Genomic DNA, 13,306 nt, shown 5'->3' with positions numbered 1-13,306 from the left:
GATAGCGGAGGCTGCTTTGATGTACGCCAAGGAATTGTCTGGTAAATTGAGCGAAAGCCTGTCGCCGGATTCCAACATGTTGTTTGAACACAAAAATGAAGAACTTTTCACGTTAAACCGTAGTGATACTCAGCAGCCGCTGTCGTCGTATGCCTTATTTGCCTTTGAGCTGGATGGCGCAGAATGGCCGAGTGTTGAGCACTATTATCAGGCAATGAAGTTCGAAGACGAGGCTCACCGCGAGAAAATCCGTCAGGCGAAGACTGCCGAGGAGGCAGCGAAACTAGGTAAGAGCCGTAAGCCAAAGCGTCGCAAGGATTGGAAGAAGACCAGCACGGTAGTTATGACCCGTGGCACCTACATTAAGTGCCGCACTCATCGTGATATTGCCGAACAACTGTTAGAAACGGGCGAGCTGCGAATCGCGGAGCTGAGTGGTTACGATTATTTCTGGGGCAGTGGCCGTGATATGCGAGGAAAGAACAACTTCGGCAAAGTGCTCATGGGTGTGAGAGACAAGCTGCGCTCTGAGCGGGAGCAGAGCGCCTGATCCTTCTTACTTCCTTCCTGCCTCTTGTCAGGGCAGTGGCGTAAATTCCTGGTTGTCTCCGGGAATATCCGGGAAGCGCTGCTCCTGCCAGTCTTGTTTAGCCTGTTCAATCCGTTCTTTGCTGAACGACACGAAATTCCAGTACATGTGTGGATGTTGAGACCATTGCTCGCCACCTAAGAATATGGTCCGGGCGTAGGCGTTACTCGAGACAGATTCGTCTGGAGACAGGAGAACAAAGTCTCCTTGTTGGTAGCGTTCTGAGCCGACCAGCACCTCCCCCTCGATGACATACAATGCGCATTCCTGATCCGGATTCGGGCGCTTGAAAGTGCTACCGGCGCTAAAAATGACATCCAGAAAGAACATAGGGGAGTAGGTGCGGATCGGCGAGGTCATGCCCATGGCATCCCCAGCGATCAGCCTGGCAAAGACACCTTCTTTATTGAACTGAGGTAGCTGGCATTTTTTGTGGTGAGTGAAAGCAGGTTCAATCTCAGCAAACTTCTCAGGCAGCGCCACCCAGCACTGAAGCCCATTGAGCGCATGGTCGCTGGCTTTCGTTTCGTGAGTTTCACGTTCGGAGTGCACGATGCCCCGGCCAGCGGTCATCCAGTTTACGTCACCCGGTAGAATCTCCATGTTGTTGCCGAGACTATCCCGGTGAAGTATCGAGCCTTCTGTAAGATAGGTCAGCGTCGCCAGCCCGATGTGTGGGTGAGGTCTTACGTCGATGCCCTCACCTGCGGCAAAGTGCGCAGGCCCCATGTGATCCAGAAATACGAAGGGGCCGACCATATGCTTCTCTGCATGCGGCAGGATGCGAGTAACACTGAAGCCATCAAGATCCTTCGTTTTACCTTTCAGAAGTATGCTCATGGTCGTGCCTTCCCGGTTTCAATACCTTCTATCCTAAAGCTATGATGTAACTGGCACCAGTCATAGAAGAATGCTGGTACAAAGTGTTCTGAGAGGTAGATATATGGCGAGCAAGGCAGAGCTGGAGCATTTCTTTGCAACAGAATTTCCGCAAGCGGATTTTAAGATCGAAGTACTGGGCAGCCGCTCGGCCACGATTCGAAAGCGTATCACCGAGGCACACCTCAGGCCGGGAGGCACGGTATCGGGGCCAGTATTAATGGAGGTTGCCGATGCCGCTTTGTACGTCGCCATACTGGCCGAGCTGGGCTTGGTTGCGATGGCGGTTACAACGAGCCTGAACTTTAACTTCTTGCGGAAACCGGCTTCAGACCGCGACATCATCGCAGAATGTACTCTGATGAAAGTCGGCAAGGCCTTAGTGGTGGGAGAGGTTTCTATTTACTCCGAAGGGGATCAGGAACCCGTCGCACATGCGGTAGGCAGTTACGCAATACCACCCCGGAAGTAAGTCTCAGGTCTGGCCTGTATTGATTGATTTAACAAGCCAATCGTTTATCCTGTCGGCCAATAAAGGAACTGCATTGCAAAGGAAGCTCGATGGCCGCTGTACCCCTCTCCAACTATTTAGTTTATTCATCGATGGCTAAAGAAAATGTTGGACGCCCCGTTTATATAGATCCTTCTCTGTTAGCAACGTTTACTGAGTGTATTGATCCTACATGTGAGATTGGTAGGAAGCTTGCCCTGCAGATTCAACAGGACCTATCTTCAGGTGCTGGTGGTGTCAAATCTGGCCAGGCTGTTGGAGATGCGGCTGAGTTCTACTCTGATATTGGTAGTGTCGATCAGAGATGTGTTCGGGTGTTTTATCGCATTCTACAGGCCGAAAGCACTGAAAACAGCCGGGGCCCTGGAGTATATATCCATGATATTAAGCGTTTTCAGAAAAACTCTGAAACTGCTGTTACCGGACTTTTCCATATGAACTATGACGTTGGCCGTTGGGTAGCCAAGGAGGAGTCTCAGGGGACTTTGTCTACCAATATATTACGCATGGGGTCTCAGGCAACCAGTTCAGGTTTGATGAAACTCGATCAATTAGCAATAAAATTTTTAGAGGCTAGCTCTCAGTCAACATTCAAAACAGATTTTAATCTATATCATTGCCCGTTAGCGGTCATAAATAATGGTGCTGAATATGATACACCGGAAAAGCGATTTAAGGTTCTAAGCCCTGATGATCTTGCTGATATCCTGACAAAAACTGTCAATATCAATCGCTGGGATAGTAAAAGCGTTGCTCAGAAGTCATATACCGTATATTGCTACGCTGATGCTTCTAAGCTTTTGCTTGATGCTCTTGGAAAGCTAGGGAAAGCGGGGAATATATCGCTGTCAAAATTTACCTTTGAAATTATTGCACCTCACAGCCCTTATAGCCAACTAGAGAAGTCAGTACAGGATCTTGGCGGGGTTGCGAACCTGAATAGCAGCTATGAAACAGCACCCTCCAGTATTTATCAAAGGTTCGATACTGGTTCGACAAGTGAAGATACAATTACCGCTTTTAATAAATATCGTGAGTTAAAGAAGAAAACCCCAAATATTACCTTTGCTGATTTATGGCGTGGGCTCGGTGGGGTTTTGGCGCTCAACTAACTGTCTGAGATAAAGGAACGATATTTATGAACTTCCCCAAGGTAAGCCTCACTGAAAATACGGCTACTTACTGCATACAAGTGAACGATGCGCGGATGGTGTTTCATTGTGAAGATGAAGCGAGCTATACCGATAAGTATGTCTTTCACTTTGAAGGGATTGATCAGGGCTTGATTTACAATCCCGACTATACGGGGGAGATTGTTCCCTTACGTACAAGATTTTCTCTCCTGAATGATGATTTCATGAAAGAGCACCCAAATTGGTTGTGTTCAGTAAATGTTCAGATATGGCCTAAATCTGAGCTACTTATGGATAAACGTAAGTGGGAAGATGTTAAAGCTCTCCGTAATAATTCATTGAAGTTCTATGAAAGGTGGAAATCCAGTGAGGACAGGGAGCCCTATGATCTAACTCCTAGAAAGGCAGAAGAATTCTCAATATATCGTGTTAATAATCGCTTATGGGCCTATTCAGAGTCAGGTATTTATGGCCGCTGGGACAATGCGTTTACCGAGTTGTCCGATACACTGATTCTGATTGTTCTTTTTGACGCTGACTCCTGCTGGCCTCGTGATACTCCCCCACCCGAAGGTCTCAAAGAACATCTTATGCCGTTCTTTATTGATTACCTTTCACGCATCCAAATCATTCCAACCAAAGGCATCCCTGAGTCAGAGCTTCCACCTCTGGGTTTCTACCCATCGAAGCGTGAAGAAAAAGAAATTGATAAAGAAGGTAAAGCTGTTCCTGAAGCGCCAGATTCCGACGATGGATGGAGCTGGTAAGCTATGGGACTACTTGGAAACATTCTGGTCACCTTTGTTGTGGGCTTCTGGCCTATGGTATTGGTTGTTTCTGTAATGGGAATGGGTGGCCCTGGGGCATCAAATAATATGAGTTTGATGGTTCAGCTCATGATATTGAACTCTTACCCCATCTGGATCTTTGCTGTTTTGAGTTATACCGGTACGGCCTTTTGGGGGCTCAACAGTAATTACTTCCTGATAGGCACGACTACAGCCTTTCTTCTACTCAACGCAGGGATAATTTATTTTTGCTACAACCTCATCATTGGCATAAAGAATGAGGGCTACTCCGTAGCGAACGGTACTGTCTACTACAACGCGAAAGCGATTCCAGAGTCTGATTCAACTTCGTTTGCTCATATTTTTGATCAGCTGGCTTATGACAAACATCGCTTCTACTCAAGGGGCCAACCGTTAGACGTTCCGGCGGCGGAGCCCTCGTCTTTTCGTATAGTTGAAGATCTCTATTATCGTGACGCTGATCAGGTGTTTTACGTACCCTATTCCCGTATCGAACTGGTCGAAGGCGCTGACCCCGAGACCTTTGAGGTTATCTACGAGATCACCGACGACACTACCGACCAGGTCAAGAGCGACGCGCGTGATGCTCACTCCCGATACTACAGTGGCAAGAAAGTAGCCCCTCGCTAATCCATGCCTTTCAGGCAGGTAGCTCCAGTTATCTGCCTCTGTTTTCCTACGGCTTGTCCCTCGCCTGGTTTGCGCAGGCCCTCTGAAAGTATTTCTCGGTTATCTGGCTTGATAAGTGCCACTTCGTCGAATTTCTTTCCAGAAATGTAATCAATTGTCAGTTCAGGCACTCTGGGGCTATCTTTGTTAATTTGTGTGTATATATATTGTATATACCTTGTATATGGCAAGCTAACCTAATCAGAAGAGACTATGAATTACATTAAGCCTCTGGCACTGACCACAATTGCGGCCGCGCTGGCCGCCTGTGGTGGCGATGACAGTAACGATGATCAGGCCTACCTTCGGGTTTTACATGCATCGGCGGATGCTCCCAACGTGGATGTTGCGCTCAATGGCGATGTTGTCCTGCGCGACGTCAGTTTTCAGCAGGGTACCGGCTACCTTGAGATTGAGGATGGCCTGACAACAGTAGAAATTCTGGTCGCTGGCACTGAAACCGTAGCGTTCAGTACAGAGGTTGATCTCATGGATAACGGTTACTACTCAGTAATCGCCATCAATGATGTGGCCGAGCTTGATCTCAAGGTTATCGATGACACCGCAACATACACAGACGGGGATGCTGACGTAACCGTCGTCCACGCCGCGACGGTTGCTGATGATGTCGATATTTTTGTGACTGCACCGGGAGACGATCCGGATACTAGTGCGGATACACCGGCCTTGGATGGGGTACCGTTCGAAGCGAACGCAACGCTTGAAGCCGTCGCGGCAGGAGATTACGAGGTCTTCATTGGTGGAGATGAATCCGAAGAGCTGGTTTACGCATCTGGAGAGCTTAATGTCGCAGGGGATATCGCGCTTGTAGCTGTTAACAGCATCAAAGGCCGTTCACCTGTGTCCTTAATTGCTTGGTCTGACTCTGGTGCAACCACGGTGTTGGACAATAGCGCAGAGCTGCGGGTCGTTCATGCCGTTGACGACATTGATGTTGATGTTTTCGCTAATGGCGAGTTATTCATTGATGGGTTTACTTACCAATCAGTAAATGGATACACGGTGCTCGATCCGGGTACGGTCAGTGTTGCTATTGCTGCAGATGATCAGGGGCTTGGTAATGCTTTGGCGAACCTGAGCGGAGATCTGACTCTGGAGCGCGGTGAGTCTTACACAGTCATCGCATCGGGAGACTCCGGAGCAGTAACGGATGCGCAGCTGATAGTACTTACCGATACCCGTGCAGCGGAAGATGCCTCGAATGGTTACGTTCGTCTGGTTCATGCCTCCTCTGCAACCGCTGCCGACCCTGTGGATATTTTTGTCTATGAAAACGGTATGACTCAACCGCAATCACCAACGTTTGCGGATGTTGAACAAGGTCAGGACACTGGGTACGTCGCTCTGTCACCAGCCACCTATACGGTAGACATCGCCGCCGATGATACCACCAGCCCCGCTATTTCAGGTCTTGATTCATTGCCATTTGCGGCCGGTGACGTGAAAACTGCGATCGCGATTGGTGATAGTTCCGGACTGGATGCGCTGCTGCTAAATGATAAGCGCGGATCAGGCGTGGAGTGATTTGATTGAGTACAGGTTAACTGTGTTTCGATGGAGAGCGGGCTCAGGCCCGCTTTTTTTATTGTTCGGTTTGGTCAAGCTGTCCCGCTGGTTTACTATGTGGCCATTCTCAACGTCTGGTCTTCTCCGACCTGGAGCACCTTTTACATGGCATTCCGAGCTACACATTTCTGGACTGCGGTAGGCATTTTTCTGCTGATCGTGCTGCAGTACCGCCTGTGGTTCGATGACAGCGGCGTGATTGCTAATCGCGCGCTTGAGCGTCAGATAGATCAGTTGCAGACATCCAACGATAAACAGTCTTCAGAGAATCATGCCTTGTTGAATCAGGTGATGGATCTACGCACCGGCGATGCCTTGCTGGAAGAGACTGCCCGCGAGGAACTGGGGCTGGTTAAAGATGGCGAGACCTTTATCTTATTTGCAGAACCCGATTCATGAGCGACTCTATCTGGGCAGTGCTCCCGGCTGCTGGTGTAGGCAGCCGCATGCAGGCCGACCGGCCAAAACAGTACCTTCCTCTGAAAGGCCGCTTCCTTCTCGATCATACCCTTGAGTGTGTACTTTCTTACCCTTCTATTGAAAAGGCAGTGGTCGTGCTTTCTGAGGACGACCCCTATTGGCCAGACAGTCAATTTGCCAGCCATTCTGATGTGATCAGGGCGGAAGGCGGTAGCGAGCGTTGTCACTCGGTACTTAACGGTTTATGCGCACTTGAGGGGATAGCTTCGGACACTGACTGGGTAGCCGTGCATGATATTGCCCGCCCCTGTCTACGACACAGTGATCTTGATCTTCTGTTTGATGGGCTTGGTGACAGCGGGGCCATTCTGGCGTCGCCAACGCGAGATACCATGAAACGGGGCACACTTCAGGCAGATGGCTCGGTGGTGATTGATCATACGGTAGAGCGTGACCAGCTCTGGCACGCGCTTACCCCACAAGTGTTTCGTCTGGGTGAGTTAAGAACTGCACTCGAGCGAGCACTAGCGGACGGTTTTGAAGTGACAGATGAGGCGTCTGCAATCGAATATGCTGGTGGCCGTCCGCGCTTAGTCTCGGGCCGGGCAGACAATATCAAAGTTACCAGGCCGGAAGATCTGGCACTGGCAGAACTTTTTTTATCGCAACATTAATGAGCAACTAATTCAGGAACAGGCCATGCGCATCGGACACGGTTTTGACGTACACGCTTTTGATGAAGGCGATTTTATTACGCTTGGAGGTATGAAAATTCCTCACTCGCACGGCCTTAAAGCGCACTCCGATGGTGATGTTGCATTACATGCATTGGCTGATGCGCTGCTGGGCGCGGCGGCACTGGGGGATATCGGCCAACACTTCCCGGATACGGATGAACAATGGAAGGGCGCTGACAGTCGCATGCTGCTGCGTCATGTTGTTTCTCTGGTGGCTGACAAAGGTTATCGCGTGGGTAATGTTGATGTCACCATCATCGCGCAAGCACCAAAGATGGCCCCTCATATCGCTGATATGCGCGCCGTAATCGCTGCAGATCTTCAGGTCAGAATCGACGACGTCAATGTGAAGGCCACCACAACTGAAAAGCTCGGTTATGTCGGTCGTAAAGAGGGTATTGCCGTTCACGCGGTAGCTCTGTTGCTGAATAGTGAGACGCAATAATGCAGGATTATTCAGTATTACCGGAGTGGCCATCCGCGTACGAAGCGACAGGAGCTACGGCCGTATTAAAGCAGGAGAACAGTGACTTTGTGGTCACAGAGATTCCTCTTGGGTTGCCGTCGGGCGAAGGAGAGCATGTCTGGCTTGATGTCGCCAAAGATGGGGCGAATACGCAGTTTGTGGCCGCTCAGATTGCTGAATTCGCCGGTGTTCGCGAGCTGGATGTGGGTTATGCAGGCCTGAAAGACCGATACGCAGAAACGCGTCAGTGGTTCACTGTGTGGATGCCTAAAACAGAGGCGCCAGACTTTACAGCACTCGAACACCCTGAGTTTCGTGTAATAAGTCAGGCTCGGCATATAAAAAAGCTGCGCCCTGGAGACCTGCTCGGTAATCATTTTCAGATACTTTTACGTGAAGTCAAAGGAGACCGTACTGCCATCGAGCGTAATCTGTCGTTGGTTCAACAGTATGGCGTCCCGAACTATTTTGGCCCCCAGCGGTTTGGTCTGGCAGGGGACAACGTGGCAAATGGCATGGCGATGCTGAAGCGTGAAATTCGCGTGCGTAATAAAAAGAAGAAAGGCATCTATCTGTCTTCGGTCCGGTCTTTCCTGTTTAACGAAGTTCTCGCCGCCAGAATACGTTCTGGGTTGTGGGGGCAGAGCCTGACTGGCGATATCCTGACGGATGAAGGTGTCGCAACAGGACCTATGTGGGGACGAGGGCGGCTGACAACTACCGATGACGCTCTGGCGCTTGAATCGGAGATTGCTGCACAACATCCTGAACTCTGTGAGGGGCTTGAATTCTCTGGTCTGAATCAGGATCGCCGTGCGTTGGCAGCAATGCCCGGTAATATGACCTGGAGCTGGCCAGAAGAGTCGCATTTACTACTCACATTTTCACTGCCTGCCGGTTATTATGCGACATCACTTATTCGTGAATGCATAGAAACAACTGAACCTGAAAGGTATGTACCCTGATGACTCTGCTGCTTTCCAATGATGACGGTGTTCATGCGCCCGGCTTGAAGATGCTGGCCAGGACGTTGTCTGCGGCGGGCTACGATATTCGCGTCAGTGCGCCAGACCGTGACCGTAGTGGCGCAAGTAACTCTCTGACGCTCGACCGGCCCCTGCAGGTCATTCACCATGAGAACGGTTTTCATAGTGTTGATGGCACCCCGACCGATGCGGTGCACCTGGCTCTCAACGAATTTCATGCGGACACGTGCGAACGGGTGATTGCAGGCATCAACAGCGGCGCCAATCTGGGGGACGACGTTCTCTATAGTGGTACGGTCGCAGCGGCCACCGAAGGTCGTTTTCTGAAGCGCACGCCGATTGCGGTTTCTTTATGTGGAAAGACTCACTTTGAAACAGCTGGTCGGGTACTGATCGATATTCTGCCGCAGCTAGAATCGCTGGCCTTGCCGCGCAACGCCGTGATTAATGTGAACGTTCCGGATCTACCGTACGAGGACATTACCGGTGTTGAGGTGACTCGTCTGGGGCACCGAAATAAAGCGGATAATCCGGTTAAAACAACCAACCCTCGTGGCAAAGAATTATTCTGGATCTCGGCGGCGGGCGACGTTGCTGATGCCGGGCCGGGTACTGATTTTTATGCGATTGAGCAGGGGCGGGTCTCGATCACCCCGATTCAGATCGATATGACGCTACATAGCATGTTGGTTCCGATGTCGGAATATTTTGAGAAGTGAGAGTGCAGGAAGCAAGGTGAACGAACACTACTTATCTGGCATAGGAATGACCTCGCAACGCACCCGCAACCGTCTGGTGCAGCGTTTACAGGAAGCCGGCATCAGAAACGAAGAAGTGCTGAATGTCATTGCCACAACTCCAAGACACCTTTTCGTCGACGAAGCGCTCGCGCACCGCGCGTATGAAGATACTGCTTTGCCCATCGGCAACGGCCAGACCATCAGTCAGCCTTATACGGTTGCACGCATGACAGAAACACTGCTGGCGAACGGGCCGTTGGAACGGGTGCTGGAAATTGGTACCGGCTCGGGTTACCAGACAGCCGTGCTCAGCCCGCTTGTCAGAACATTATATAGTGTCGAACGTATCGAACCACTGCACAATCGGGCCGTTGAGCGTCTGCAAAGCCTGGGCTACGACAATGTGCACCTTGCCTTATCTGATGGCACCTGGGGGTGGCCAGAGCATGGGCCTTACGATGGTATTCTTGCTGCTGCTGCGCCGGAAGAGGTGCCTGAATCCTTACTGGCACAGCTCGCTGATGGTGGACGTATGGTCATCCCGGTCGGTGGCAAAGAGCAGAAGCTGGTGCTGATCACCCGACGCGGTGATCACTTCGCACGAAAGACTCTGGAGACGGTACGTTTCGTACCTTTCCTTCCCGGAGTTCAGAAGTAACAAGAGGACGCTACGGCGTCCTTTTCTTTATCTGTAACACGATCGGCAACCTGATCTACATTAACGAAACTCGCGCATGCGCTGCGCAGCAACGGAGACATGATGGAGCATCTGAAAATATTTCTTAAGGGTATGGCAATGGGGGCGGCGGATGTTGTTCCTGGCGTTTCGGGAGGCACTATCGCATTTATCACCGGCATCTATACCCGATTACTGGATGCTATTTCCAGCGTGAACCTGGAGGCCTTAAAGAAACTCAGAGCCGAGGGTTTCAAGTCTGCCTGGGCTCATATTGATGGAATCTTTCTGCTGGCGTTAGGTACGGGCATTCTGACTGCCATCATTAGCCTGGCAAAGGTGATACATCACTTGTTAATGACGCATCCGGTTATGTTGTGGTCATTTTTCTTCGGATTAATCATCGCCTCCTGCGTGCATATTGGTCGTACGATTCCACAATGGCGCGTGAAAGAAATTGCCATGCTGGTGGCTGGGGCCATCATCGCCGCCTTCATCAGCCTTGCCTCGCCGACCGAAACTGCAGTCACGCTGCCAATTGTCTTTGCCGCTGGCAGTATCGCGATCTGCGCCATGATTCTCCCCGGAATATCCGGCAGCTTTATCCTGCTGCTAATGGGGCTTTATACACCGGTTATTGCCGCTATTAAGGGGTTTGATTTGCCGGTGCTGCTGACCTTTGCCGCAGGCGCTGGCCTTGGATTACTCCTTTTTTCCCGTTTGTTGAGTTGGCTTCTACACCACTATGCGTCCGTAGTGCTCGCACTTCTGACGGGTTTTATGGTCGGATCATTAGTAAAGGTCTGGCCATGGAAAGAAACCCTGTCGACGCGGATCAACAGTAAAGGTGAAGAGATTCCTTTCGTGCAGCAGATGGCACTTCCGGTATTTGATGAAACCTTAGTGGCTTCGGTTATTTTGGTGTTCGCAGGGGCCATTCTTGTTATTGGGCTTGAACGCTTCGGAAGTAATAATTCTGCGGAAAAGTAAAATGAACGACTGTTGAGTCACTTCTTTTCTTTGAAAAACAGGTTTGAAATCCTGTATACAGTGGCTACGGATAAAAAAATCCCTCTATTTTTTAGAATACTTTGGAATTATAAAATACGTTTTTTATTCACCTGAGTTGCAAAGGTTGCAAACCGTTACATGGGCGGAAAGTCGTCACTATCGGGTGTCAAAAAGTCGTAAACTTGTCAGAACCTATGAAAACTGCCCGGCTTGTCATATTAGTCATAACCTCAACGATAGTTACTGCTTGTACATCTGGCGGTGGCTTCGTCTCAGTTGATCAAAAATTCGGCAGAGACAAAACGGCGTCAGGTTTTCATCTCGTTCGCGAAGGTGAGACGTTATATTCCATTGCATGGCGCTATGGACTGGACTATCGCGAGTTGGCGAACGCTAACTCCATTTCTTCCCCACACACGATTTACCCTGGACAGAAAATTGACATCGACTATACCGCCGCAGAAGCCGCCCGCGCGCCGCGTGTCACTGTCAGAAACCCGTCAAATTCACCGCCTACAGCGGTACAGCCGAAAGTAGCGAAACCTAAAAATGGTCAGATATCGCCAAAACCGGTGCCGACCGGGCCGGTTTCAGGGTGGCAGTGGCCCTCTGATGGCAAAATAATTGGTCGATTTTCGACCAGAAAGCCCGTCAACAAGGGGATTGATCTTGCCGGGTCGATGGGGGAATCTATTTTGGCAGCAGCGGCGGGGACAGTGGTTTACGCAGGCACCGGACTCCGGGGATACGGCAACCTTGTCATCATCCGGCACAACGAAAAGTTCCTGAGTGCATACGCCCACGCCAGCCGCATCACCGTCAGCGAAGGCCAAGAAATTAAAGCGGGCGGAAAAATTGCCGAAAAAGGATCTACTGGTACCGACAAAGTGAAACTTCACTTTGAGATCCGGGAAAACGGCAAGCCGGTCAATCCACTGAAGTATCTGCCTAAGCGCAGAGGGGGTGGATAAAAAGTAAACAGTCGTTCTGGCACAAAACCTGTTTCGGTTCAGGTTCAGGATGACCAACCCAAAGGTGGGACTAAACATGGCAGTACAGCAACGCGATATTAGTGAAGAAGTGTTCGATGACGTAGAAACAGCCTCTGCTGATGAATCTACTGAAGAAAGCGGCCAGGAAAGGTTTGCTGCGGACACATCCGGGAAAACTCTTGATGCCACCCAGATGTATCTCAATGAGATTGGTTTCTCTCCGCTGTTGTCTGCCGAAGAGGAAGTGCACTACGCTCGCCTGGCTCGTAAAGGTGACGAAATGGGCCGCCGACGCATGATCGAAAGTAACCTCCGTCTGGTGGTGAAGATCTCACGTCGTTACGTTAACCGTGGTCTTTCTCTTCTTGATCTGATTGAAGAAGGTAACCTGGGTTTGATCCGCGCAGTAGAGAAGTTTGATCCGGAACGTGGCTTCCGCTTCTCGACTTACGCAACCTGGTGGATTCGTCAGACCATCGAACGTGCAATTATGAACCAGACTCGCACCATTCGTCTGCCGATTCACGTAGTAAAAGAACTGAACGTCTATCTGCGTGCTGCCCGTGAGCTGGCTCAGAAGCTTGATCACGAGCCGACGGCAGAAGACATCGCAGAACTGCTCGATAAGCCGGTCGCTGACGTTAAGCGCATGCTGAAGCTGAATGAGCGTGTTACTTCGGTTGATACCCCACTGGGCCCGAATTCTGATAAGTCGATTCTCGACACCATCGCTGATGAGCGTATGGAAGATCCGGGTACAGAGCTGCAGAACGACGATATACAGAGCAACCTGTCACAGTGGATCGAAGAACTGCCTGAAAAGCAGCGAGAAGTACTCTCACGTCGTTTTGGTCTGCGTGGCTATGAGCCCAGCACACTGGAAGATGTAGGCCGCGAAATCGGACTCACCCGTGAGCGTGTGCGTCAGATTCAGGTAGAAGCACTGAAGCGTCTGCGTGAGGTATTTGAAAAGCACGGTCTGAATGCAGAGGTGCTGTTCGGTATGGCATAAGCCATCACCGTAAACAAAAAAACCGGCCAATGGCCCACTGCTGTCCCACAGTTTTGGGACAGCAAATGAAAAAGCCTGACTCCGAGTGT

Annotated in this window: 16 protein-coding genes; 15 read left to right on the top strand and 1 reads right to left on the bottom strand. The window is 50.5% G+C overall.

Annotated elements, in window-relative coordinates:
- Positions 1-19 precede the first annotated feature (19 nt).
- Positions 20-550: a riboflavin biosynthesis intermediates N-glycosidase gene (gene ybiA / locus AC5E51_RS11470; protein WP_297530642.1), complete on the top strand. Its 531-nt coding sequence runs from the start codon at positions 20-22 to the stop codon at positions 548-550.
- A gap of 27 nt (positions 551-577) precedes the next feature.
- Here the strand turns inward: ybiA and AC5E51_RS11465 are convergent, their stop codons facing one another.
- Complete coding sequence (locus tag AC5E51_RS11465; protein ID WP_273089935.1) at positions 578-1,429, bottom strand: pirin family protein; 852 nt, start codon at positions 1,427-1,429, stop codon at positions 578-580.
- A 103-nt stretch (positions 1,430-1,532) separates the two neighbouring features.
- Here AC5E51_RS11465 and AC5E51_RS11460 point away from each other — a divergent pair, with 103 nt between their 5' ends.
- The 14 genes from AC5E51_RS11460 (at position 1,533) to rpoS (ending at position 13,217) form a co-directional block, all read left to right on the top strand.
- On the top strand, positions 1,533-1,940 hold the full coding sequence (locus tag AC5E51_RS11460) for a PaaI family thioesterase (protein ID WP_491226403.1): 408 nt from the start codon (positions 1,533-1,535) through the stop codon (positions 1,938-1,940).
- Between the two features lie 89 nt (positions 1,941-2,029).
- Entirely contained in the window at positions 2,030-3,091 is a 1,062-nt protein-coding gene (locus tag AC5E51_RS11455; protein ID WP_491778611.1) for a hypothetical protein, read from the top strand.
- A gap of 26 nt (positions 3,092-3,117) precedes the next feature.
- Positions 3,118-3,879 carry a hypothetical protein gene (locus tag AC5E51_RS11450; protein WP_491778610.1) on the top strand — a complete coding sequence of 254 codons (762 nt, stop codon included), beginning with the start codon at positions 3,118-3,120 and terminating at the stop codon, positions 3,877-3,879.
- A gap of 3 nt (positions 3,880-3,882) precedes the next feature.
- The gene (locus AC5E51_RS11445; protein ID WP_297530631.1) at positions 3,883-4,551 is read left to right on the top strand and encodes a DKNYY domain-containing protein; all 669 of its coding nucleotides are present in this window, start codon (positions 3,883-3,885) and stop codon (positions 4,549-4,551) included.
- Positions 4,552-4,803: 252 nt separating this feature from the next.
- Positions 4,804-6,135, top strand: a complete 1,332-nt coding sequence (locus tag AC5E51_RS11440; RefSeq protein WP_068437220.1) for a DUF4397 domain-containing protein — start codon at positions 4,804-4,806, stop codon at positions 6,133-6,135.
- A gap of 147 nt (positions 6,136-6,282) precedes the next feature.
- A complete protein-coding gene (locus AC5E51_RS11435) occupies positions 6,283-6,576 on the top strand; it encodes an FtsB family cell division protein (protein WP_068437390.1) in 294 nt (97 codons plus the stop codon).
- On the top strand, positions 6,573-7,271 hold the full coding sequence (gene ispD, locus AC5E51_RS11430; protein WP_068437221.1) for a 2-C-methyl-D-erythritol 4-phosphate cytidylyltransferase: 699 nt from the start codon (positions 6,573-6,575) through the stop codon (positions 7,269-7,271). The genes AC5E51_RS11435 and ispD overlap by 4 nt, the downstream gene beginning before the upstream one ends.
- 25 nt (positions 7,272-7,296) lie before the next feature.
- Positions 7,297-7,779 (top strand): 2-C-methyl-D-erythritol 2,4-cyclodiphosphate synthase, encoded by a 483-nt coding sequence (gene ispF, locus AC5E51_RS11425; protein WP_068437223.1) that lies wholly within the window; start codon positions 7,297-7,299, stop codon positions 7,777-7,779.
- A complete protein-coding gene (truD, locus tag AC5E51_RS11420) occupies positions 7,779-8,765 on the top strand; it encodes a tRNA pseudouridine(13) synthase TruD (protein ID WP_297530626.1) in 987 nt (328 codons plus the stop codon). Before ispF ends, truD begins: the two co-directional genes overlap by 1 nt.
- Positions 8,765-9,505 (top strand): 5'/3'-nucleotidase SurE, encoded by a 741-nt coding sequence (surE, locus tag AC5E51_RS11415; protein WP_068437227.1) that lies wholly within the window; start codon positions 8,765-8,767, stop codon positions 9,503-9,505. Before truD ends, surE begins: the two co-directional genes overlap by 1 nt.
- 46 nt (positions 9,506-9,551) lie before the next feature.
- The gene (locus AC5E51_RS11410; RefSeq protein ID WP_491778628.1) at positions 9,552-10,184 is read left to right on the top strand and encodes a protein-L-isoaspartate(D-aspartate) O-methyltransferase; all 633 of its coding nucleotides are present in this window, start codon (positions 9,552-9,554) and stop codon (positions 10,182-10,184) included.
- A 102-nt stretch (positions 10,185-10,286) separates the two neighbouring features.
- A complete protein-coding gene (locus AC5E51_RS11405; protein ID WP_491778609.1) occupies positions 10,287-11,192 on the top strand; it encodes a DUF368 domain-containing protein in 906 nt (301 codons plus the stop codon).
- A gap of 215 nt (positions 11,193-11,407) precedes the next feature.
- Complete coding sequence (locus AC5E51_RS11400) at positions 11,408-12,184, top strand: peptidoglycan DD-metalloendopeptidase family protein (RefSeq protein ID WP_297530621.1); 777 nt, start codon at positions 11,408-11,410, stop codon at positions 12,182-12,184.
- Positions 12,185-12,260: 76 nt separating this feature from the next.
- A complete protein-coding gene (gene rpoS, locus AC5E51_RS11395) occupies positions 12,261-13,217 on the top strand; it encodes an RNA polymerase sigma factor RpoS (RefSeq protein ID WP_297530619.1) in 957 nt (318 codons plus the stop codon).
- The last annotated feature ends 89 nt before the right edge of the window (positions 13,218-13,306 follow it).

The sequence above is a fragment of the Thalassolituus sp. genome (assembly GCF_984348125.1).
This window is presented reverse-complemented; position numbering and strand designations above follow the sequence as displayed.